Raw genomic sequence first — 19768 nt, forward strand, 5'->3', positions numbered from 1 at the left:
ATGCCGAAACGTACTTTGCAAGGCGTGGTCGTCAGCGACAAGACTGCCAAGACCGTTGTGGTGCGCGTCGATCGCCGCTTCACGCACCCGATCTACAAGAAGACGATCCGCCGTTCGAAGAACTACCACGCGCACGACGAGGACAACCAGTTCAAGCCGGGCGACATGGTGTGGATCGAGGAAACCAAGCCGATTTCGAAGTTGAAGCGCTGGATCGTGATCCGGGGCGAACACAAGAAAAGCGCCTGATCTGTTGGCTTTAGCCGACTGACTTCAGGAAAATGTTGAGCGCCGGCTGGGCTGGCGCAAGAGAGAAGAGGACGAGGTGCATCAATGATTCAGATGCAGACCAACCTCGACGTGGCCGACAATTCTGGCGCACGCCGTGTCATGTGTATCAAGGTGCTCGGAGGCTCCAAGCGCCGCTACGCCACGATCGGCGACATCATCGTCGTCTCGATCAAGGAAGCGATTCCGCGTGGCAAGGTGAAGAAGGGCGACGTGATGAAGGCCGTCGTGGTGCGCGTCCGCAAGGACATCCGCCGCGCCGACGGTTCGGTCATCCGCTTCGACCGCAACGCCGCCGTTCTGATCAACAACCAGTCCGAGCCGGTCGGCACCCGTATCTTCGGGCCCGTGCCGCGCGAGCTGCGCGCGAAGAACCACATGAAGATCATCTCGCTCGCGCCGGAGGTGCTGTGATGGCTGCGAAGATCCGCAAGGGCGACAAGGTCGTCGTGCTGACCGGTCGCGACAAGGGTCGCACCGGCGAAGTATTCGAGGTTCGCCCGGACGCCGGCACGGCGCTGGTGCGCGGTATCAACATGGTCAAGCGTCATCAGAAGCAGACGCAGGCCCAGGAGGGCGGCATCATCTCGAAGGAGTCGCCGATCCAACTGTCCAACATCGCGTTCGTCGGCAAGGATGGAAAGCCGACCCGCGTCGGATTCAAGATTCTGGCGGACGGCAAGAAGGTCCGCATCGCCAAGAGCTCGGGAGCTGAGATCGATGGCTGAGGTCGCTTACACGCCGCGCCTGCGCGCGGAATATGACGCGAAGATCCGGACGGAAATGACCGAGAAGTTCGGTTATGAGAACGTCATGCAGGTTCCGCGTCTGGACAAGGTCGTGCTGAACATGGGCGTTGGCGACTCCGTCAACGACCGTAAGAAGGCCGAGAACGCCGCCGCTGAATTGACGCTGATCGCCGGCCAGAAGGCGATCGTGACCTATTCGCGTATCGCGATCGCGACCTTCAAGCTGCGTGAGAACCAGCCGATCGGCTGCAAGGTCACGCTGCGCAAGGCCCGCATGTACGAGTTCATCGATCGCCTGGTGACGGTCGCGCTGCCGCGCGTCCGCGACTTCCGCGGCCTGAACCCGAAGAGCTTCGACGGCCGCGGCAACTACTCGCTCGGCCTCAAGGAACACATCATTTTCCCCGAGATCGACTTCGACAAGGTCACGGAAGCCCGCGGTATGGACATCACCGTCTGCACCACGGCCAAGACCGACGACGAGGCGAGGGCCTTGTTGACCGCTTTCAATTTCCCGTTCCGGCAGTGAGACGCTGACCTAAAGCCTCTCAAACGCGGATACCCAGGAGCCAAGCATGGCAAAGAAGAGTTCAGTCGAGAAGAACAACCGGCGCAAGCGGATGGCGAAGAACGCCGCCCCGAAGCGCGAGCGGTTGAAGGCGATCATCGCCGACAAGACGCTGCCGATGGAGGAGCGGTTCGCCGCCACCCTGAAGCTTGCGGAAATGCCGCGCAACTCGTCGGCGACCCGCATCCGTCTGCGTTGCGAGCTGTCGGGCCGTTCGCGCTCGAACTACCGCAAGACCAAACTGTCTCGCATCGCGATGCGCGACCTTGGCTCCAAGGGCATGGTCCCGGGCCTCGTGAAGTCCAGCTGGTAAGGAGGGTCGTTTAGATGTCTACGCACGATCCAATCAGCGATCTGATCACCCGTATCCGCAACGCGCAGATGCGTTCGAAGTCCAAGGTCTCCACGCCTGGCTCGAAGATGCGCGAGAACGTGCTCGAGGTCCTCAAGACCGAAGGCTACATCCGCGGTTACGCCACGCTTGAGCATTCCTCGGGCCGCAGCGAGATCGAGATCGAGCTGAAGTATTTCGACGGCGAGCCCGTCATCCGCGAGATCGAACGAGTCTCCAAGCCCGGGCGTCGTGTTTACGCCTCGGTGAAGGCTCTGCCGCGGGTCAACAACGGGCTCGGCATTTCGGTGTTGTCGACGCCGAAGGGGATCATGGCCGACCACAGCGCGCGCGAAGCGAATGTGGGCGGCGAAGTTCTCTTCACGGTGTTCTGAGAAGGATTGTTGATCCATGTCACGTGTTGGCAAAAGGCCTGTGGCGGTTCCGTCGGGTGTGACCGCGACCGTCGACGGGCAGACCGTCAAGATGAAGGGGCCCAAGGGCCAGCTTCAGTTCGTCGTCCATAACGACGTCGAGGTGAAGCTCGAGAACGGCCAGGTCAAGGTGAACCCGCGGGTCGAGACCAACCGCGCGCGGGCGCTGTACGGTACTGCTCGCGCCCAGGTCGCGAATCTGGTCGAAGGCGTCACCAAGGGCTTCGAGAAGAAGCTCGAAATCACCGGCGTCGGTTACCGCGCCGCGATGCAGGGCAAGAACCTGCAGCTCGCGCTCGGTTACAGCCACGACGTGGTCTACGCGATCCCGGAAGGGATCACGATCACCGTGCCGAAGCCGACTGAGATCACGGTGACCGGCAGCGACATCCAGCGTGTCGGCCAGGTCGCCGCCGAGATTCGCTCCTATCGTCCGCCGGAGCCCTACAAGGGCAAGGGCGTGAAGTATGTTGGCGAATTCATCTTCCGCAAGGAAGGCAAGAAGAAGTAACGGAGCCGGTCATGTCCAAAGCCAAGGTTACCAATGCCCGGCGCAAGCGGAGTGTGCGGCTGAAGCTGCGCCGCTCCGGTGGCGGTCGTCCGCGTCTGTCGGTGTTTCGCTCGTCCAAGCACATCTACGCCCAGGTCATCGACGACCTGAAGGGCGAGACGCTGGCCTCTGCCTCGTCGCTCGAGAAGTCGATGCGCGACGGCGGCAAGACCGGCGCCGACATCGATGCGGCGAAGGCGGTCGGCAAGCTGCTGGCCGAGCGCGCCGCCGAGAAGGGCGTCAAGGAAGTCGTGTTCGATCGCGGCAGCTACCTCTACCACGGGCGCGTCAAGGCACTGGCCGACGCTGCGCGTGAGAGCGGGCTGAGCTTCTAACAGAATTTGAGGATTGAGGCGCAAGCCTCTGAAGGATTGGAAAAATGGCAGAACGCGAACAACGTGGTGGACGCGATCAACGCGGCGGCGGCGGACGTGAACGCCGGGAGGAGCGCGACAGCGAGTTCGTCGACAAGCTCGTCCACATCAATCGCGTGGCAAAGGTCGTCAAGGGCGGCAAGCGCTTCGGTTTCGCAGCGCTGGTCGTGATCGGCGACCAGAAGGGCCGCGCCGGCTTCGGTCACGGCAAGGCGCGCGAAGTGCCTGAGGCGATCCGCAAGGCGACTGAATCCGCCAAGCGCAACCTGACCCGCGTGTCGCTGCGCGAGGGCCGTACGCTGCATCACGACATCGCCGGCCGTCATGGCGCGGGCCGTGTCTACCTGCGTGCTGCTCCGGCCGGTACCGGCATCATCGCCGGCGGCCCGATGCGCGCCGTGTTCGAGACGCTCGGCGTCCAGGACGTGGTCGCGAAGTCGATCGGCTCGTCGAACCCCTACAACATGGTTCGCGCAACCTTCGACGCGCTGAAGCATCAGGATTCGCCGCGTTCGGTCGCAGCCCGCCGCAATATCAAGGTGTCCACCCTCCAGTCCCGCCGTATCGGCGGTGACGCCGAGGCGGCTGCCGACTAACGGAAGCTTTTCGGAGTAGACTCCCATGGCCAAGGCAGCAAAGACGATCAAGCTCGAGCAGACCGGCAGCGCGATCCGCCGCCATCACTCGCAGCGTTCGACGCTGATCGGACTCAAGCTCAACAAGATCGGCCGCACCAGCGAACTGCCGGACACCCCGGCGGTTCGTGGCATGATCGAGAAGGTTCACCATCTCGTTCGCATCGTCGACGAGAAGTAAGCAAAGGCGCAGGATCCCGAAAAGCGGGCACCCGTTTTCGGTGAAGATCATGCGCAAGAAACAAGGAGCAGGGCGATGAAGCTCAGCGATATCGCCGACAACGCCGGCTCGCGCAAGAAGCGTATGCGCGTCGGCCGTGGCATTGGTTCGGGCAAAGGCAAGCAGTCCGGCCGCGGTGGCAAGGGCCAGACCGCGCGTTCGGGCGTGCGCATCAAGGGTTTCGAAGGCGGCCAGATGCCGATGCATCGCCGTCTGCCGAAGCGCGGCTTCAACAACATCTTCCGCGTCGAGTTCGCCGAGATCAATCTCGACCGGCTCCAGGAAGCGGTCGATGCCAAGAAGATCGACGCCGGCAGCGTCGTGAACGTCGAGGCCCTGGTGAAGGGCGGCGTGCTGCGCCGCGCCAAGGCCGGCGTGCGGCTGCTCGGCCGCGGCGAGCTCAAGTCCAAGCTCAACATCGAAGTGCACGGCGCCACGAAGACCGCGATCGCCGCGGTCGAGAAGGCCGGCGGCTCGGTGAAGATCCTCGCCCCTGCCAAGGAAGAAGGCGAGGCGGCGTAACAACTGCGTCATTGGCCCGCGGCTCGCGGGCCTTTACGCGTGTGGGACGTGGACTTATCGAAGCCGAGCCCCAGATAATGTCCGGCGTCCGCTAGAGTAGCCCGGCCGCGGGCATGACGGCGCAATAGGCGGCGGGAGAAAGTCCAAGATGGCCTCTGCAGCGGAACAACTGGCAGCCAATCTCAATTTCGGTGCGTTTGCCAAGGCTGACGAACTGAAGAAGCGCATCTGGTTCACCCTGGGTGCGCTGCTCGTTTATCGGCTCGGGACCTACATCCCGCTTCCCGGCATCGATCCCAACATCTGGGAACAGGTGTTCCGCTCCCAGGCGGGCGGCATCCTCGGCATGTTCAACATGTTCGCCGGCGGCGGTATCCACCGCATGGCGATCTTCGCGCTGAACATCATGCCGTATATCTCGGCCTCGATCATCATCCAGCTCCTCACCACCGTCTCGCCGCAGCTCGAGGCGCTGAAGAAGGAAGGTGAGTCCGGCCGCAAGCTGCTGAATCAGTACACCCGCTATCTCACGGTGATCCTGGCCGCGTTCCAGTCCTACGGCATCGCGGTGGGCCTCGAGGGCGCCGGCAACGTCGTCAGCGACCCCGGCATGTTCTTCCGCCTGTCCACGGCGATCACGCTGACCGGCGGCACCATGTTCCTGATGTGGCTGGGTGAGCAGATCACCTCGCGCGGCATCGGCAACGGCATCTCGCTGATCATTCTCGCCGGCATCGTCGCCGAGCTGCCCGCGGCGCTCGCCAACATGCTCGAGCTCGGCCGTCAGGGCGCCATGTCGACCGGCCTGATCCTGGTCGTCATCATCATGGCGGTCGCCGTCATTGCCTTCATCGTGTTCATGGAGCGCGCGCAGCGCCGGCTGCTGATCCAGTATCCGAAGCGCCAGGTCGGCAACAAGATGTTCGAGGGCCAGTCCTCGCATCTGCCGCTCAAGCTCAACACCTCGGGCGTGATCCCGCCGATCTTCGCGTCCTCGCTGCTGCTGCTGCCGACCACGGTTGCCAACTTCAACGCCGGCAGCGGGCCGGAATGGTTCCAGTGGATCACGACCCAGCTCGGCCACGGCCGTCCGCTGTTCCTGATCATGTATCTCGCGCTGATCGTGTTCTTCGCGTTCTTCTACACTGCGATCGTGTTCAACCCGACCGAGACCGCGGACAATCTGAAGAAGCATGGCGGCTTCATTCCGGGCATCCGCCCGGGCGAGCGCACCGCGGAATATATCGACTACGTGCTGTCGCGCATCACCGTGCTCGGCGCTGTTTATCTGGCGATCGTCTGTTTGATCCCGGAAATCCTGATCTCCTACGCCTCGGTGCCGTTCTACTTCGGCGGCACCTCGCTGCTGATCGTCGTCAGCGTCACCATGGACACGGTGGCGCAGGTGCAGGGCTATCTGCTGGCGCATCAGTATGAGGGCCTGATCCGGAAGTCGAAGCTGCGCGGCCGCCGCCGCTAAGCGCGGGGTTCTCCGAGGGCGGCGCGACAGCGCCGCCGATTCGCCGCGCGAGCAACGCGCGGCGCCCGCCGAGGCGACCAGTCAGCCATTCCAAGACATCGGCAGAGCTGCTCTCCCTGCGACGCAATCACTGATTTCAAAGGCCTTCTTGGCGTCCTGGTATTTGCTCCCCTATGATATGGGTAGCGGTGCGACGCCGATTATGATTTGCACTGTCATTGGACTTCAAACACAGGTGCGCGACGTATCGCTCACCAATCGGGGGGCGTACGCCGATGAGAATTATACTTCTGGGACCGCCGGGGTCGGGCAAGGGGACCCAGGCGCAACTGCTGGTGCAGCGCTATGGCATCGTCCAGCTCTCGACCGGCGAGATGCTGCGCGCGGCCGTTGCGGCGGGAACGCCGGTCGGGCTGAAGGCCAAGGAGATTATGGCCAGCGGCGGCCTCGTGCCCGACGAGATCGTGGTGGGAATCATCTCCGACCGCATCGACCAGCCGGACGCCAAGAACGGATTCATCCTCGACGGCTTCCCGCGTACCGTGCCGCAGGCCGAGGCGCTGGATGAGCTGCTCAAGCACAAGCATCTCAAGCTCGACGCCGTGGTCGAGCTCCGCGTCAACGAGAGCGCACTCCTGAGCCGCGTCGAGACTCGCGTCGCCCAGATGCGAGAGCGTGGGGAGGAGGTTCGGGTCGACGACACCCCGGAGGTCCTGACCAAGCGGCTCGCTAGCTACCGCAGCCAGACGGAACCCCTGATTCACTACTATTCCGAGCGGCGGAAGCTCTCGACCATCGACGGCATGATGGCCATCGACGAGGTCACCCGCGCGATTCATCGTCAGCTCCTGGCCCTCGGGGCGGTCGAACCCAAGACGTATGGCAAGGCCCATGCGCGCAGCGCGGCCAAGTCGGCGCCCGCCAAGAAAGGTGCCAAGAAGGCCAAGGTAGCCAAAAAACCGGCGAAAACCGCCAAAAAGGCTGCCAAATCCGCTAAAAAGGCCGCCAAGAAGGCCGTGAAGGGCGCCAAGAAGGCGGCCAAGAAAACGACCAAGAAAACGGTCAAAAAGGCAGCCAAAACGACCGCCAAGAAGGCTGTCAAAAAAGGTGCCAAAAAGGCCGCAAAAAAGGTCACGAAAAAGCGAGCTAAGCGCTAGCAGCGGTTGACGAAAGCCCCCTGAATCCCCTAATAAGCCCCGCATCCAAGTCGGATAGTTTCAAACGATGCCGGGCCCCAGGAAGACCAGGGGTGGGCGTCGTGTTCGCGTTTGTGAACACCTGCCCGAGAAACCAAGCACTTAAAGCCTGATTCCTGACGAGGGATCGGCAACAGGAGAGAAGGCCGTGGCCCGTATTGCCGGCGTGAACATTCCGACCAACAAGCGCGTGCTGATCGCGCTCCAGTACATCCATGGCATCGGCCAGAAGATCGCTGGTGAGATCCTGGAGAAGGTGAAGATCCCCGAGGATCGTCGCGTCAACCAGCTCAGCGATGCCGAAGTGCTCCAGATCCGCGAAGTGATCGACCGCGACTATCTCGTCGAGGGCGACCTGCGTCGTGAGGTCGGCATCAACATCAAGCGTCTGATGGACCTTGGCTGCTATCGCGGCCTGCGTCATCGTCGCGGCCTGCCGGTGCGCGGTCAGCGTACCCACACCAATGCGCGTACGCGCAAGGGTCCGGCCAAGGCCATCGCCGGCAAGAAGAAGTAAGTTTTCGAATCCAATCGCGGCGTGTGGCGAAAGGGGAGACCCGTTCGCCACGCGCCTTTCGTTCCACAGGTGTAGCCGCTGGCATTACGGCGGCGTTTGAGATCTTCAGGAAAGGTACTCTATGGGCAAGGAAGCCACCCGCGTTCGTCGTCGTGAGCGCAAGAACATCGCCTCCGGCGTCGCGCACGTGAACTCTTCGTTCAACAACACGACCATCACCATCACCGACGCGCAGGGCAACACGATTGCCTGGTCTTCCGCCGGCACGATGGGCTTCAAGGGTTCGCGCAAGTCGACGCCGTACGCCGCGCAGGTTGCCGCCGAGGACGTGTCGAAGAAGGCGCAGGAGCACGGCATGCGCACGCTCGAAGTCGAAGTCGCTGGTCCCGGTTCGGGCCGCGAGTCGGCGCTCCGTGCGCTTCAGGCCGCGGGCTTCACCGTCACCTCGATCCGCGACGTGACCACGATCCCGCACAACGGTTGCCGTCCCCGCAAGCGTCGGCGCGTTTGATACCAAGTTGCGGGCGCATTGGTCGCCCGCAATGACTTTTTGCAAAGCCGCGCGAATGATCCGCGGCCTTTCTCCAACGCCAGTGTCTGCACTAGCAGTTTGACTGGCCTGTATGGGTGAAACAGTGACGATCCAGAAAAATTGGCAAGAACTGATTCGGCCGAACAAGCTCCAGATCCAACCCGGCAGCGATTCGAACCGTTTCGCGACCATCGTCGCCGAGCCGCTCGAGCGCGGCTTCGGCCAGACGCTCGGCAACGCGCTGCGCCGCATCCTGCTCTCCTCGCTCCAGGGCGCGGCGGTGCAGTCGGTGCACATCGATGGCGTGCTGCACGAGTTCTCCTCGATCGCGGGCGTCCGTGAGGACGTCACCGACATCGTGCTCAACATCAAGGACATCTCGATCAAGATGCAGGGCGAAGGCCCCAAGCGCATGGTCGTGAAGAAGCAGGGCCCGGGCGTCGTCACCGCCGGCGACATCCAGACCGTGGGCGACGTGGTCGTGCTCAACCCGGACCTCCAGATCTGCACGCTCGACGAGGGCGCCGAGATCCGCATGGAGTTCACGGTCGCCACCGGCAAGGGCTACGTGCCCGCCGAGCGCAACCGTCCCGAGGACGCGCCGATCGGACTGATCCCGGTCGACAGCCTGTACTCGCCGGTCCGCAAGGTCTCCTACAAGGTCGAGAACACCCGTGAGGGCCAGATCCTCGACTACGACAAGCTGACCATGACGATCGAGACCAACGGCGCGCTGACGCCGGATGACTCGGTGGCTTATGCCGCCCGCATCCTGCAGGATCAGCTCAACGTGTTCGTCAACTTCGAAGAGCCGCGCAAGGAAGTCGCCCAGGAGATCATCCCGGACCTCGCCTTCAACCCGGCCTTCCTCAAGAAGGTGGACGAGCTCGAGCTGTCGGTGCGTTCGGCCAACTGCTTGAAGAACGACAACATCGTCTACATCGGCGACCTCGTGCAGAAGAGCGAAGCGGAAATGCTCCGCACCCCGAACTTCGGCCGCAAGTCGCTGAACGAGATCAAGGAAGTGCTGGCCCAGATGGGTCTGCACCTCGGCATGGAAGTGCCGGGCTGGCCGCCGGAGAACATCGACGAGCTCGCCAAGCGCTTCGAGGATCACTACTGATCCGAATTACAACTAGCTAAGGCGCGAATTCATCGCGCTTTAGCGGGCGAACGCAGGCAGCCCACCTGAGCAACAAGTCCGACGAACCGTCGCGACGAATGGAATTCAAGGAATACAAAAATGCGTCACGGCAAGGTTCATCGGAAGCTCAACCGCACGGCCGAGCATCGCCGCGCGATGTTCGCCAATATGTGCGCCGCGCTGATCAAGCACGAGCAGATCGTCACCACGCTGCCCAAGGCCAAGGAGCTCCGTCCGATCGTCGAGAAGCTCGTCACCCTCGGCAAGAAGGGCGGCCTGTCCATGCGTCGCCAGGCCATCTCCGAGATGCGCGACAAGGATCAGGTCAAGAAGCTGTTCGACGTGCTGGCGCCCCGCTACAAGGACCGTCAGGGCGGCTACACCCGCATCATCAAGGCCGGCTTCCGCTACGGCGACAACGCCGCGATGGCCGTGATCGAGTTCGTCGACCGCGACGTCGATGCCAAGGGCCAGGACTCCGGTCCGGTGCAGGAGAAGGAAGCCGAGGCGGCGTAAGCCGGCCGGTACCTCAGTTTTCAGAAAGCGGCGCCCTCTGGGGCGCCGCTTTTTTGTATGGCGCGGCGATATCTCATGCCGCGCATCGTCTGGTGAACGCGATTCGGCCGGGGGGCTGTAGATGAGGATTGTGCTTGGGATCGCGCTGGCGCTGTTGATGTCGCCGGCCTCCGGCGAGCCGCTGGTCGAACGCGGTGCCTATCTCGTCAACAGCGTGATGGTCTGCCACAACTGCCACACGCCGCGCGGGCCGCAGGGCCTCGATCTCTCGCGCGCGCTCGCGGGCGGCAGCCAGGTCTTCGATGAGCCTGCCTTCAAGGTCACCGGCTCCAACATCACGCCGGACAAGGACACCGGCATCGGCAACTGGAGCGATGCCGAGATGAAGCGGTTTCTGGTCAGCGGTCACAGGCCGAACGGGACCAAGGTCGCGCCAATCATGCCGACCGCATTCTACACGGTGCTCACGGCCCGGGATCTCGATGCGCTTACCGCTTACCTGCGCTCAGTACCCGCAGTGCGCCACGAAACCCCGGCGCCGGAATACAGGATCGCGCTGAAGCCGGAAACGCCGACCTATGCCGGCAAGCAGGCGACCGAGGCCGAGATCTCCGACAAGCTCGCGCGCGGCCGCTATCTCCTGACCATCGCCCATTGTTTGGAATGCCACACGCCGGAGGGCCCGTCCGTCGTGCATGATTTCGCGGGTGCGAGCGGCAAGGGTGGCCGGACATTCAAGGGGCCGTGGGGCGAATCCGTCTCCCCCAACATCACCGCGGATCCCGCGGTCGGTATTGGGCAGTGGAGCGACGACGAAATCAAACGTGCGATTACGCAAGGCATCGCGCGCGACGGCCACAAGCTCAAGCCGCCGATGGCCTATGCTGCCTACGCCAGCATGACGGCCCAGGATCTCGATGCCATCGTCGCGTTTCTCAGGACGCTACCGCCGCGGCAATAGTGCCGCAGGGTGGGCAAAGGTGCGCTCTCAGCGCGCCGTGCCCACCATTTCGCTTTCAACTCGTGTCGAAAAGGTGGGCACGGTTCCGCCTTCGATCTTCGAGCTGCAGCGGACAAGTCGCTTTGTGCCACCCTACGATTTCGCAGTTGTGGCGATTGAAGCGGCGTGCGCTGGACACGATATCCGCTTCAGCAACAATGGAGACGATTCATGAAGATCGACCTTTCCGGAAAGACCGCCCTCGTGACCGGCTCCACCGCCGGCATCGGCCACGCCATCGCAAAAGGTCTCGCTGCGTCCGGCGCGAGCGTGGTCATCAACGGTCGCGGCCAGGACAAGGTCGATGCCGCCGTGCGCAAGCTGGAAGGGGCGGGCCTTAAGGTCCGCGGCATCGCCGCCGACGTCTCGACCGCTTCGGGCTGCAAGGCGCTCGTCTCGGCGCTGCCGGAGGTCGACATCCTCATCAACAATGCCGGCATCTTCGAGCCGAAAGACTTCTTCGAGATCCCTGACGAGGACTGGAGCCGCTTCTTCGAGGTCAACGTGATGAGCGGCGTGCGGCTGTCGCGCGCCTACATGAAGGGCATGCTCACGCGCAACTGGGGCCGCATCGTCTTCATCTCATCGGAGTCCGGGCTCAACATTCCCGTCGAGATGATCCATTACGGCATGAGCAAGACGGCCCAGCTCTCGGTCGCCCGCGGCCTCGCGCAGCTCACCCGCGGCACCGGCGTCACCGTCAATTCCGTGCTGCCGGGTCCGACCATGTCGGAGGGCGTCGAGACCTTCGTGAAGGATCTCGCCAAGCAGAATGGCCAGTCGGTGGATGAGGCCGCGGCCAATTTCGTCAAGCAGCACCGCCCGAGCTCGCTGATCCAGCGCTTCGCCAGCGTCGACGAAATCGCCAACATGGTGGTCTATGTCGCGTCGAAGGAAGCGTCCGCGACCAACGGTGCGGCGCTGCGCGCGGAAGGTGGTATCGTTAACACGATCGCCTGAGACTGCGCGAAGGCGTGGCACCGCAAGCGTGGCACCGTAGGGTGGGCAAAGCGACTTGTCCGCCATAGCTCGAAGAGCGAAGGCGGAAGCGTGCCCACCACTTTTGTCACACCCGTTGCGAGATGGTGGGCACGGCGCGAGCGCGCCTTTGCCCACCCTACGCAGCTACGCCCCAACGTTGTGACTGCTACCACCCCTCGAGCACGATCTTGCCGCGCGACTTGCCGCTTTCGAGCAGCGCATGCGCGCGCTTGAGGTTGGCTGCGTTGATCGTGCCAAAGGTCTGGTCGAGCGTGGTGCGCAGCACGCCCTTGTCGATGAGGTCGGAGACGTCGTTGAGCAGATGATGCTGCGCGATCATGTCGGGCGTCTGGAAAGAGGAGCGCGTGAACATCGATTCCCAGTGTACCGAGATCGCCTTGCCCTTGAAGGTGCTCACGGTGAACTCCGGGGGATCGTCGATCAGGCCGAACCGACCCTGCGGCGCCATGAACTCGGCGATCGCCTTGTAGTGCTGGTCGGTGAAGGTAAGGCTCGCTACCAGCGCGACCGGCGGCAGCCTCAAGCTCTCGATCTGCTCCTTCATCGGCTTGCCGTGGTCGATCACCGCATGCGCGCCGAGATCGAGGCACCATTTTTGCGATTCCGGCCGCGTCGCCGTGGCGAGCACCGTGAGGCCCGTGAGGCGGCGCGCAAGCTGGATCAGGATCGAGCCGACGCCGCCGGCGCCGCCCGTGATCAGCAGCGTGCGCGGATCGACGCTCTTGCCCGGCACCGCGCCGAGCCGGTCGAACAGCAGTTCCCAGGCGGTGATGGAGGTGAGGGGAAGGGCTGCTCCTTGCGCGAACGACAGGCTCTTCGGCTTGTTGCCGACGATGCGCTCGTCGACCAGGTGGAATTCGGAATTGGTGCCCTGGCGCAGGATCGAGCCGGCGTAAAACACCTCGTCGCCCGGCTTGAACAGCATGACGTCCGGACCCACGGCATCGACGATTCCGGCCGCGTCATAGCCAAGAATCTTCGTCTCGCCCTCGGGCGGGGCGGCACGCTTGCGTACCTTGTAATCGACCGGGTTCGCCGAGATGGCCTTCACGGCGACGCGGATATCGCGCCCCTTGGGCTCGGGCTTTGCGGTCTCGAAATCGATCAGCGCGTCCTGATCCTCGATCGGAAGCGATTTTTTGTAGCCGACGGCCTTCATGGCTTGTCTCCATCAAATGGCGCGTAGCTTGTGATCTGCGCCTGGCCCGCTAACTGTCCCGCTAGCCCCGATTTGGCAAGTACTGTAAATTCGGGGATATAGTCCCTGTTTGGATACTATTGGGAAAACACGCATGAAGCGGCGAGATTTTACCCGGCGTCCCGGCTGCTCGGTCGAGGCGACGCTGGACCTGATCGACGGCAAGTGGAAGGGCGTGATCCTCTACCACCTCCAGGACGACACCCAGCGCTTCGGCGAACTGCGCCGCCGGATGCCCGGCATCACCCAGCGCATGCTGACAAAGCAGCTTCGCGCGCTGGAGGAGGACAAGCTCGTCATCCGCAAGGTCTACGCCGAGGTGCCGCCGCGCGTGGAGTATTGCCTCTCCGAGCTTGGCGAGAGCCTGCGGCCGGTGATCGACATCCTGAAGGCCTGGGGCGAAAGCCATCAGCAACGGCTGTCATGCGCGCCGCCGCCCGAAGCGGAGCCGGTCAAGAAGCCGAAGCGCGCAGCGTAACTCTCCGGGAGCGGACCGTGCCGCTCCCGGAAGAGATTGCATCAGAACGCAAACTGCGTGCGCAACGCGACCGCATCGAACTTCGAGCCAGTGTCCGCCGCCGACACCGCCGAGGCCTGCTTCGACACCGTGCCATGCAGATAGTCGAGCATGAAGCGCACATTGCCGTTGACGTACCAGTTGAGCGCCAGCGTGTAGACGGTTTGCCGCCCGCCGGCGATGCCGGCGGCGGTCGCCAACTGATCGTTCAGATCCACGGTCGAGTAGCGACCGGCGATCTCCCAGGCACCCCAGCCGCCGCCGTTGATCGAGAACGGATTGTTCGGCTTGACGCCGCCATAGGCCGCGTTGCTCGGATTGTACTTGCGCGATTCACCGGTCAGGACATAGGCCGCCTGTGCGTAGCCCCCCTGGAATTTCAGGCTCGACGTACCGATGGGCGCCACCGCGGTGTTCGCACCGCGATCGATGTTGAACCAGTAGTATTCGCCCTGGACCCAGAGCGGTCCATAGGTGGCCGCGGCTTCCACGCCATAGACCTGCGCGCCCGACACATTTGCAATCGCTCCGGTCGAGATCAGCGTCGTGGGATCGATGCGCAGCTCGGGACGATCGCTGAGCGTGAGCGTTTGCGTGTTCGCGAGCAGATTGCGCGGCGGCTGGATCAGCCATTCCGCGTCGGCGCCGAGATGCACCGAGTAGTCGTTGCCGCTCACGACCTGACCCGCAACGCGGGCGGTCGCGCCGTATTGCTCGCTGGTCCCGGGAGGTGACACGCTCGAGGCCGAGTGAATGGCACCCGAGGTCGGGCCGGTCACGTAAGCGCCGGCCCAGAACACGTCATTGTACCAGCGGGCACCGGCGGCGGAACGGAAGTCGCCGGCGGCGATATTTTGCGCGATGATGCCGACCGAGGCGCGTTCCATGAACGCAATGTCGTTGGAACTCGTGGATTCATCCAGGGTCCAGGCAAGGTCCATGATGCCGGCTTCGATTGCCATCTTGCCGCCGAACGGCTTCAGCCCCGTGTAGCTCACCCAAGCATTCTCGATGCCGGAGGTGCCTCCGCCCGGCAGGAAGCCGACAGGGGTCGCGCCGGCGGCGCCCGTGCCGCCAAATCCGTCGGACGAGCCCCCGAAATCGTAGATCAGCGCGAAATTCCAGTCTTCGAGGAATTTCCCGACGACACCGATGCGCGCGCGACGCACGTTTTCGCCGCTGTCCAGTTTTTGCGGCACAGTTGCCGCCGTGTTGGGACGATAGTCATAGCCGCCCATATCGTAGTGCACGCGACCGGTGATCGCGACGCAGTTCGCCCCGTCGGCGGTGCAGATGGTCGGCCGGTTGTTCGGCATCGTCACGACGGCGCCGGACGCGGGCGCCGGTCCCTTGAGCGGGATCGCCGCGCTGGCATTGGCCACGACCGCCTTCGCCTCCGAGCGCGCTTCGGCCTTGGCCTCCGCCTTTGCTTCGGCTTTGGCCTTCGCCGTGGCCGCCGTGTTGGCGGCGGTCTGGCTCTGGAGCTTGTCGAGCTTCTGCTCCAGCATCTTCAATTGCTGCTTCAGCAGAGCGATCTCCTGATCGCTGCTGCTTGCCGTTTGGGCCTGGGCCTGCGAGGCCGCCAGCGCACCGGCGAGACCAATCGCGGTGGCTGCAAGTCTTGTCCTGCTCACATCATGACTCCATCGTTTGACGAACTTCCCCAAGTCGCAACGGGAGAGCCTAGGTATGATCGATGACTGCCCCGCGACGCTGCGCCCGGTTGCGCGGTTCCCACTGATGCCAATTCGCCGCAACCGAATCCGCTCGACACCACAATGGTGGATGACGCGCATCATGCCAATCCACCGCCCAGGTAAATTGTCATTTCGCATGCGGGACTTGCAAGGCGGACACACCGGAAAGGCGGCTGAATAATGCCCCCTGGCGCCCTTCTATTGGCGGGCGAACGCGCCTATATTCCGGCGTCTTTTCCGAGAGGTAGGAATGTTTCGATCGACCCGGACCGCCGTCATCACGGCATTGTGCATAGCGTTTTCAGCCCACCTCAATCCGGCCGCCGCGCAGGACCGTCGTGCACCGTCCTCGCCCGCCGAGCTGCGGCTGTCCTATGCGCCGATCGTGCAGCGGGTGCAGCCAGCCGTCGTCAACGTCTACGCCGCCAAGGTGGTGCAGAACCGCAATCCGCTGCTGGACGACCCGATCTTCCGCCGCTTCTTCGGCGTGCCGGGCCAGCAGCCCGAGCAGATGCAGCGCTCGCTCGGCTCCGGTGTCATCGTCGATGCCTCCGGCCTCGTCGTCACCAACGTCCACGTCATCGAGGGCGCGGACCAGGTGAAAGTATCGCTGTCGGACAAGCGGGAATTCGAGGCCGAGATCCTGCTGAAGGATCCGCGCACCGATCTCGCCGTGCTGCGCCTGAAGGACACCAAGGAAAAGTTTCCGACCCTCGACTTCACCAATTCCGACGAACTGCTGGTTGGCGACGTCGTGCTCGCGATCGGCAATCCCTTCGGCGTCGGCCAGACCGTGACCCACGGCATCATCTCGGCGCTCGCGCGCACCCAGGTCGGCATCACCGACTACCAGTTCTTCATCCAGACCGATGCGGCCATCAATCCCGGCAATTCCGGCGGCGCGCTGGTCGACATGAGCGGAAAGCTCGCCGGCATCAATACCGCGATCTATTCGCGCTCCGGCGGCTCGCAAGGCATCGGCTTTGCGATCCCCGCCAACATGGTGCGCGTCGTCGTGGCCTCCGCCAAGAGCGGCGGCAAGGCGGTGAAGCGGCCGTGGTTAGGGGCAAAATTGCAGGCGGTGACGCCCGAGATCGCCGAGAGCCTCGGCCTGCGTTCGCCGACCGGCGCGCTGGTCGCAAGCGTGGTCTCGACCGGCCCCGCGGCCAAGGCCGGCCTGAAATCCTCCGACCTCATCACCGGGATCGACGGCCAGACCGTGGATGATCCCAACGCCTTCGATTACCGTTTCGCCACGCGTCCGCTCGGCGGCACGGCGCAGATCGACGTGCAGCGCGGCGGCAAGCCGCTCAAGGTCACGATCGCGCTCGAGACCGCACCGGACTCCGGCCGCAACGAACTCGTCGTCACCGCGCGCTCGCCGTTCCAGGGCGCGAAGGTCTCGTCCATCACGCCGGCGGTTGCCGACGAGCTGCATCTGGACGCCGACACCGAAGGCGTCGTGATCACCGATCTCGGCGGCGACAGCGCGGCTGCGAGTGTCGGCTTCCAGAAGGGCGACATCATCCTCGCCGTCAACAACCAGAAGATCGGCAGGACCGCCGACCTCGAAAAGGCGGCGGGCGAACGGCCGCGGATCTGGCGCATCACGCTGGTGCGTGGCGGCCAGCAGATCAACGTCACGCTGGGCGGATGAGCCCGAAGCGACCACAGGAGACGCCAACTCTCTTCGCCGCGGCGGGGCTCGACCACGAGGCTCCGCATCCGCTGCCGGATCGGCTGCGCCCGCGTGCGCTGTCGGAGGTCGTTGGCCAGGACCATATCCTCGGTCCCGACGGTGCGCTGACGCGCATGCTGGAGACGCGCACGCTCGGCTCGCTGGTGTTCTGGGGCCCGCCCGGCACCGGCAAGACCACGGTGGCGCGGCTGCTGGCGGATGCGACCGATCTGCATTTCGAGCAGATCTCCGCGGTGTTCTCCGGCGTCGCCGATCTGAAGAAGGCGTTTGACGCCGCACGCGCCCGCCGTGAGATGGGCAAGGGCACGCTGCTGTTCGTCGACGAGGTGCATCGCTTCAATCGCGCCCAGCAGGATTCGTTTCTGCCGGTGATGGAGGACGGCACCGTCGTGATGGTCGGCGCGACCACCGAAAACCCGTCCTTCGAGCTCAACGCGGCGTTGCTCTCTCGTGCGCGCGTGCTGGTGTTTCGCTCGCTCGATGCCGCCGCGATCGAAAAACTGTTCGCGCATGCCGAAGAGGTCGAAGGCCGCAAGCTGCCGCTCGATGACGAGGCGCGCGCCGTGCTGGTGCGCATGGCCGACGGCGACGGCCGGGCATCGCTGACGCTGGTCGAGGAGGTCTGGCGTTCGGCGCGGGCGGACGAGATTTTCAACGCGGCGCAGGTGCAGGAGATCCTGCAGCGCCGCGCACCGATCTACGACAAGTCGGCCGACGGTCACTACAACCTGATCTCGGCGCTGCATAAGTCGGTGCGGGGCTCCGACCCCGACGCCGCGCTGTATTACCTCGCGCGCATGCTCGATGCCGGCGAGGACCCGCTGTTCCTGGCCCGCCGCGTCGTACGCATGGCGGTCGAGGACATCGGCCTTGCCGATCCGCAGGCGCTCGTCATTGCCAACGCGGCCAAGGACGCCTTCGACTTCCTCGGCCATCCCGAGGGCGAGCTCGCGATCGCGCAAGCCGTCGTCTATCTCGCCACCGCGCCGAAATCGAATGCCGTCTACACGGCTTTCAAGGCCGCGATGCAGGTCGCAAAACAGGCCGGCTCTCTGCTACCGCCAAAGCACATCCTCAATTCCCCGACCAAGCTGATGAAGTCCGAAGGCTACGGCGCGGCCTACGAATACGACCACGACACCCCCGACGCCTTCTCCGGCCAGGACTATTTCCCGGAACTCCTGGGCCGCCAGACCTTCTACGACCCGCCCGAGCGCGGCTTCGAGCGCGAGATCCGCAAACGGCTGGATTACTGGGCGAAGCTCCGGAAGGAGCGGGGAGGCTCTCGCTAGAAACGGCCATTTCGCCGTGACGGCAGCCGGCTTTTAGGGTAGGCAGGCAACCATGAGTCGCCGCATCAAGAGAATGAACCCAAAGCCCCGTTCGCGTGACGAGCGCGACGATTCGCGTCCGTTCAAGGCGCGCACCGCCAAGAAGGCGGGACCGCGTCCGGGTGCCAAGCCGGGTGCGAAGCCGCCGCGCTTTGCGGCGGAGCGTGCCGAGCGGCGGCCGCCCAAGGCTGCGCCCGAAGCGTCTGCGCCGGCAAAGCCCGTCGAGGCGCTGCTGCCGACGAAGGTGCAGACCGTCAAGGTGACGGCTGATGAAAACAACATGCGCGTCGATCGTTTCCTGGAAGCGCGCTTTCCCGGCCTGTCGTTCTCCCACATCCAGCGCGTCGTCCGCAAAGGCGAGTTGCGGGTCGACGGCAAGCGCGTCGACAGCAAGGACCGCCTGGAGGAGGGCCAGAGCGTCCGCATTCCGCCGCTGAAGCTCGACACGCCGAAGGCGGCCAGCCCACTGTCGGAAGCTGCGCAAAAAACGCTTGCCGCGCTGAAGGAGATGACGATCTACGAGGACGACGACGTTCTCGTGCTGAACAAGCCGTTGGGCCTCGCCGTGCAGGGCGGCTCGGGCATGACACGGCACATCGACCAGATGCTGGAGGTGATGCGTGATTCCAAGGGCCAGAAGCCGCGCCTCGTGCACCGCATCGACCGGGAGACCTCGGGCTGCCTGCTGATCGCCAAGACGCGATTTGCCGCCTCGCATCTGACCGGCGCCTTTCGCTCGCGGTCCGCGCGAAAGACCTATTGGGCGCTGGTGCCGGGTCTGCCGAAGCCGAAGCAGGGCCGCATCTCGACCTTCCTCGCGAAGGAAGAGAGCGAGGACGACACCATCATGCGCATCGCCCAGCATGGCGACGAAGGTGCCAGCCACGCGGTGACGTATTATGCGGTGGTAGAGACCGCCGGCAACAAGCTGACCTGGGTGTCGCTCAAGCCCGTGACCGGCCGCACCCATCAGCTGCGCGCCCACATGGAGCATATCGGCCACCCCATCGTCGGCGATCCCAAATATTTCAACATCGAGAACTGGCAGCTGCCGGGCGGCCTGCAAAACCGGTTGCATCTGCTTGCGCGCCGCATCGTCATTCCGCATCCCCGCGGCGGCGTGATCGACGCCACCGCGCCATTGCCGCCGCACATGCAGCAGTCGTGGAATCTGCTCGGGCTCGATGCGAGCCGGTTTGATCCGATCGAGAACGCGCCGGAAGAGTAGGGATTGGGGCCTCGCTACCAGCCCCGTCATTGCGAGGAGC

At 64.0% G+C, this 19768-nt stretch carries 25 protein-coding genes; 23 read left to right on the forward strand and 2 right to left on the reverse strand.

All coding sequences use genetic code 11. The features are described 5' to 3' along the window. The 19 genes from rpsQ to AB7290_RS16955 all read left to right on the forward strand — a co-directional run bounded on the left by rpsQ (position 1) and on the right by AB7290_RS16955 (position 12016). Positions 1-249 (forward strand): 30S ribosomal protein S17, encoded by a 249-nt coding sequence (gene rpsQ / locus AB7290_RS16865; protein ID WP_063982582.1) that lies wholly within the window; start codon positions 1-3, stop codon positions 247-249. An 84-nt stretch (positions 250-333) separates the two neighbouring features. Further along, positions 334-702 carry a 50S ribosomal protein L14 gene (rplN, locus tag AB7290_RS16870; protein ID WP_007603030.1) on the forward strand — a complete coding sequence of 123 codons (369 nt, stop codon included), beginning with the start codon at positions 334-336 and terminating at the stop codon, positions 700-702. Further along, on the forward strand, positions 702-1016 hold the full coding sequence (gene rplX, locus AB7290_RS16875; protein WP_063982583.1) for a 50S ribosomal protein L24: 315 nt from the start codon (positions 702-704) through the stop codon (positions 1014-1016). Before rplN ends, rplX begins: the two co-directional genes overlap by 1 nt. Further along, positions 1009-1566: a 50S ribosomal protein L5 gene (rplE, locus tag AB7290_RS16880; RefSeq protein WP_063982584.1), complete on the forward strand. Its 558-nt coding sequence runs from the start codon at positions 1009-1011 to the stop codon at positions 1564-1566. The genes rplX and rplE overlap by 8 nt, the downstream gene beginning before the upstream one ends. Positions 1567-1612: 46 nt before the next feature. Next, positions 1613-1918: a 30S ribosomal protein S14 gene (gene rpsN, locus AB7290_RS16885; protein ID WP_063982585.1), complete on the forward strand. Its 306-nt coding sequence runs from the start codon at positions 1613-1615 to the stop codon at positions 1916-1918. Between the two features lie 14 nt (positions 1919-1932). After that, positions 1933-2331 carry a 30S ribosomal protein S8 gene (gene rpsH, locus AB7290_RS16890; RefSeq protein WP_008136338.1) on the forward strand — a complete coding sequence of 133 codons (399 nt, stop codon included), beginning with the start codon at positions 1933-1935 and terminating at the stop codon, positions 2329-2331. A gap of 16 nt (positions 2332-2347) precedes the next feature. Further along, positions 2348-2881, forward strand: a complete 534-nt coding sequence (gene rplF / locus AB7290_RS16895; protein WP_063982587.1) for a 50S ribosomal protein L6 — start codon at positions 2348-2350, stop codon at positions 2879-2881. A gap of 11 nt (positions 2882-2892) precedes the next feature. Next, entirely contained in the window at positions 2893-3255 is a 363-nt protein-coding gene (gene rplR / locus AB7290_RS16900) for a 50S ribosomal protein L18 (protein ID WP_007603036.1), read from the forward strand. A 44-nt stretch (positions 3256-3299) separates the two neighbouring features. Continuing rightward, positions 3300-3890, forward strand: a complete 591-nt coding sequence (gene rpsE, locus AB7290_RS16905; RefSeq protein WP_028152981.1) for a 30S ribosomal protein S5 — start codon at positions 3300-3302, stop codon at positions 3888-3890. A gap of 25 nt (positions 3891-3915) precedes the next feature. Further along, positions 3916-4110 carry a 50S ribosomal protein L30 gene (gene rpmD, locus AB7290_RS16910; protein ID WP_011088137.1) on the forward strand — a complete coding sequence of 65 codons (195 nt, stop codon included), beginning with the start codon at positions 3916-3918 and terminating at the stop codon, positions 4108-4110. Between the two features lie 75 nt (positions 4111-4185). Next, the gene (gene rplO / locus AB7290_RS16915) at positions 4186-4671 is read left to right on the forward strand and encodes a 50S ribosomal protein L15 (protein ID WP_014494508.1); all 486 of its coding nucleotides are present in this window, start codon (positions 4186-4188) and stop codon (positions 4669-4671) included. A gap of 148 nt (positions 4672-4819) precedes the next feature. Continuing rightward, positions 4820-6151, forward strand: coding sequence for a preprotein translocase subunit SecY (secY, locus tag AB7290_RS16920; RefSeq protein ID WP_071912844.1), 1332 nt, complete (start codon positions 4820-4822; stop codon positions 6149-6151). Between the two features lie 275 nt (positions 6152-6426). After that, on the forward strand, positions 6427-7308 hold the full coding sequence (locus AB7290_RS16925) for an adenylate kinase (RefSeq protein WP_085405458.1): 882 nt from the start codon (positions 6427-6429) through the stop codon (positions 7306-7308). 187 nt (positions 7309-7495) lie between these two features. Further along, positions 7496-7864: a 30S ribosomal protein S13 gene (gene rpsM, locus AB7290_RS16930; protein WP_014494511.1), complete on the forward strand. Its 369-nt coding sequence runs from the start codon at positions 7496-7498 to the stop codon at positions 7862-7864. A 121-nt stretch (positions 7865-7985) separates the two neighbouring features. Then, positions 7986-8375: a 30S ribosomal protein S11 gene (gene rpsK, locus AB7290_RS16935; protein WP_007603045.1), complete on the forward strand. Its 390-nt coding sequence runs from the start codon at positions 7986-7988 to the stop codon at positions 8373-8375. A gap of 112 nt (positions 8376-8487) precedes the next feature. Beyond that, positions 8488-9519: a DNA-directed RNA polymerase subunit alpha gene (locus AB7290_RS16940; RefSeq protein WP_085405459.1), complete on the forward strand. Its 1032-nt coding sequence runs from the start codon at positions 8488-8490 to the stop codon at positions 9517-9519. A 120-nt stretch (positions 9520-9639) separates the two neighbouring features. Continuing rightward, on the forward strand, positions 9640-10056 hold the full coding sequence (gene rplQ / locus AB7290_RS16945; RefSeq protein ID WP_014494513.1) for a 50S ribosomal protein L17: 417 nt from the start codon (positions 9640-9642) through the stop codon (positions 10054-10056). Positions 10057-10177: 121 nt separating this feature from the next. Continuing rightward, positions 10178-11017 (forward strand): c-type cytochrome, encoded by an 840-nt coding sequence (locus AB7290_RS16950; RefSeq protein WP_085405460.1) that lies wholly within the window; start codon positions 10178-10180, stop codon positions 11015-11017. 210 nt (positions 11018-11227) lie between these two features. Continuing rightward, complete coding sequence (locus tag AB7290_RS16955; protein ID WP_085405461.1) at positions 11228-12016, forward strand: SDR family NAD(P)-dependent oxidoreductase; 789 nt, start codon at positions 11228-11230, stop codon at positions 12014-12016. Positions 12017-12203: 187 nt separating this feature from the next. On the opposite strand, the gene AB7290_RS16960 is transcribed toward AB7290_RS16955, so the two are convergent. After that, positions 12204-13217, reverse strand: a complete 1014-nt coding sequence (locus AB7290_RS16960) for a zinc-binding alcohol dehydrogenase family protein (RefSeq protein ID WP_085405462.1) — start codon at positions 13215-13217, stop codon at positions 12204-12206. A 133-nt stretch (positions 13218-13350) separates the two neighbouring features. Between AB7290_RS16960 and AB7290_RS16965 the strand changes: the two genes are divergently transcribed. Next, a complete protein-coding gene (locus AB7290_RS16965; protein ID WP_085405463.1) occupies positions 13351-13734 on the forward strand; it encodes a winged helix-turn-helix transcriptional regulator in 384 nt (127 codons plus the stop codon). A 41-nt stretch (positions 13735-13775) separates the two neighbouring features. Here AB7290_RS16965 and AB7290_RS16970 read toward each other — a convergent pair whose 3' ends face one another. Next, positions 13776-15407 (reverse strand): OprO/OprP family phosphate-selective porin, encoded by a 1632-nt coding sequence (locus tag AB7290_RS16970; protein WP_085405464.1) that lies wholly within the window; start codon positions 15405-15407, stop codon positions 13776-13778. 313 nt (positions 15408-15720) lie between these two features. On the opposite strand from AB7290_RS16970, the gene AB7290_RS16975 reads away from it, so the two are divergent. Genes AB7290_RS16975 through AB7290_RS16985 form a run of 3 tightly spaced genes read left to right on the forward strand, consistent with a single transcriptional unit; the run spans position 15721 to position 19728 of the window. Continuing rightward, positions 15721-17127, forward strand: a complete 1407-nt coding sequence (locus AB7290_RS16975; protein ID WP_085405465.1) for a DegQ family serine endoprotease — start codon at positions 15721-15723, stop codon at positions 17125-17127. Further along, the gene (locus AB7290_RS16980; RefSeq protein ID WP_085405466.1) at positions 17124-18461 is read left to right on the forward strand and encodes a replication-associated recombination protein A; all 1338 of its coding nucleotides are present in this window, start codon (positions 17124-17126) and stop codon (positions 18459-18461) included. Before AB7290_RS16975 ends, AB7290_RS16980 begins: the two co-directional genes overlap by 4 nt. A gap of 52 nt (positions 18462-18513) precedes the next feature. After that, positions 18514-19728, forward strand: a complete 1215-nt coding sequence (locus AB7290_RS16985) for an RluA family pseudouridine synthase (RefSeq protein WP_085405467.1) — start codon at positions 18514-18516, stop codon at positions 19726-19728. The last annotated feature ends 40 nt before the right edge of the window (positions 19729-19768 follow it).

This window comes from Bradyrhizobium sp. 613_E4_N2_2, assembly GCF_052075995.1.
Lineage (GTDB): Bacteria > Pseudomonadota > Alphaproteobacteria > Rhizobiales > Xanthobacteraceae > Bradyrhizobium > Bradyrhizobium barranii.

What these genes read in the sequence shown, in the direction of transcription:
- rpsQ (WP_063982582.1), top strand. Translation starts at nt 1, where the DNA reads ATGCCGAAACGTACTTTGCAAGGCGTGGTCGTCAGCGACAAGACTGCC.
- rplN (WP_007603030.1), top strand. Translation starts at nt 334, where the DNA reads ATGATTCAGATGCAGACCAACCTCGACGTGGCCGACAATTCTGGCGCA.
- rplX (WP_063982583.1), top strand. Translation starts at nt 702, where the DNA reads ATGGCTGCGAAGATCCGCAAGGGCGACAAGGTCGTCGTGCTGACCGGT.
- rplE (WP_063982584.1), top strand. Translation starts at nt 1,009, where the DNA reads ATGGCTGAGGTCGCTTACACGCCGCGCCTGCGCGCGGAATATGACGCG.
- rpsN (WP_063982585.1), top strand. Translation starts at nt 1,613, where the DNA reads ATGGCAAAGAAGAGTTCAGTCGAGAAGAACAACCGGCGCAAGCGGATG.
- rpsH (WP_008136338.1), top strand. Translation starts at nt 1,933, where the DNA reads ATGTCTACGCACGATCCAATCAGCGATCTGATCACCCGTATCCGCAAC.
- rplF (WP_063982587.1), top strand. Translation starts at nt 2,348, where the DNA reads ATGTCACGTGTTGGCAAAAGGCCTGTGGCGGTTCCGTCGGGTGTGACC.
- rplR (WP_007603036.1), top strand. Translation starts at nt 2,893, where the DNA reads ATGTCCAAAGCCAAGGTTACCAATGCCCGGCGCAAGCGGAGTGTGCGG.
- rpsE (WP_028152981.1), top strand. Translation starts at nt 3,300, where the DNA reads ATGGCAGAACGCGAACAACGTGGTGGACGCGATCAACGCGGCGGCGGC.
- rpmD (WP_011088137.1), top strand. Translation starts at nt 3,916, where the DNA reads ATGGCCAAGGCAGCAAAGACGATCAAGCTCGAGCAGACCGGCAGCGCG.
- rplO (WP_014494508.1), top strand. Translation starts at nt 4,186, where the DNA reads ATGAAGCTCAGCGATATCGCCGACAACGCCGGCTCGCGCAAGAAGCGT.
- secY (WP_071912844.1), top strand. Translation starts at nt 4,820, where the DNA reads ATGGCCTCTGCAGCGGAACAACTGGCAGCCAATCTCAATTTCGGTGCG.
- AB7290_RS16925 (WP_085405458.1), top strand. Translation starts at nt 6,427, where the DNA reads ATGAGAATTATACTTCTGGGACCGCCGGGGTCGGGCAAGGGGACCCAG.
- rpsK (WP_007603045.1), top strand. Translation starts at nt 7,986, where the DNA reads ATGGGCAAGGAAGCCACCCGCGTTCGTCGTCGTGAGCGCAAGAACATC.
- AB7290_RS16940 (WP_085405459.1), top strand. Translation starts at nt 8,488, where the DNA reads ATGGGTGAAACAGTGACGATCCAGAAAAATTGGCAAGAACTGATTCGG.
- rplQ (WP_014494513.1), top strand. Translation starts at nt 9,640, where the DNA reads ATGCGTCACGGCAAGGTTCATCGGAAGCTCAACCGCACGGCCGAGCAT.
- AB7290_RS16950 (WP_085405460.1), top strand. Translation starts at nt 10,178, where the DNA reads ATGAGGATTGTGCTTGGGATCGCGCTGGCGCTGTTGATGTCGCCGGCC.
- AB7290_RS16955 (WP_085405461.1), top strand. Translation starts at nt 11,228, where the DNA reads ATGAAGATCGACCTTTCCGGAAAGACCGCCCTCGTGACCGGCTCCACC.
- AB7290_RS16960 (WP_085405462.1), bottom strand. Translation starts at nt 13,217, where the DNA reads ATGAAGGCCGTCGGCTACAAAAAATCGCTTCCGATCGAGGATCAGGAC.
- AB7290_RS16965 (WP_085405463.1), top strand. Translation starts at nt 13,351, where the DNA reads ATGAAGCGGCGAGATTTTACCCGGCGTCCCGGCTGCTCGGTCGAGGCG.
- AB7290_RS16975 (WP_085405465.1), top strand. Translation starts at nt 15,721, where the DNA reads ATGTTTCGATCGACCCGGACCGCCGTCATCACGGCATTGTGCATAGCG.
- AB7290_RS16980 (WP_085405466.1), top strand. Translation starts at nt 17,124, where the DNA reads ATGAGCCCGAAGCGACCACAGGAGACGCCAACTCTCTTCGCCGCGGCG.
- AB7290_RS16985 (WP_085405467.1), top strand. Translation starts at nt 18,514, where the DNA reads ATGAGTCGCCGCATCAAGAGAATGAACCCAAAGCCCCGTTCGCGTGAC.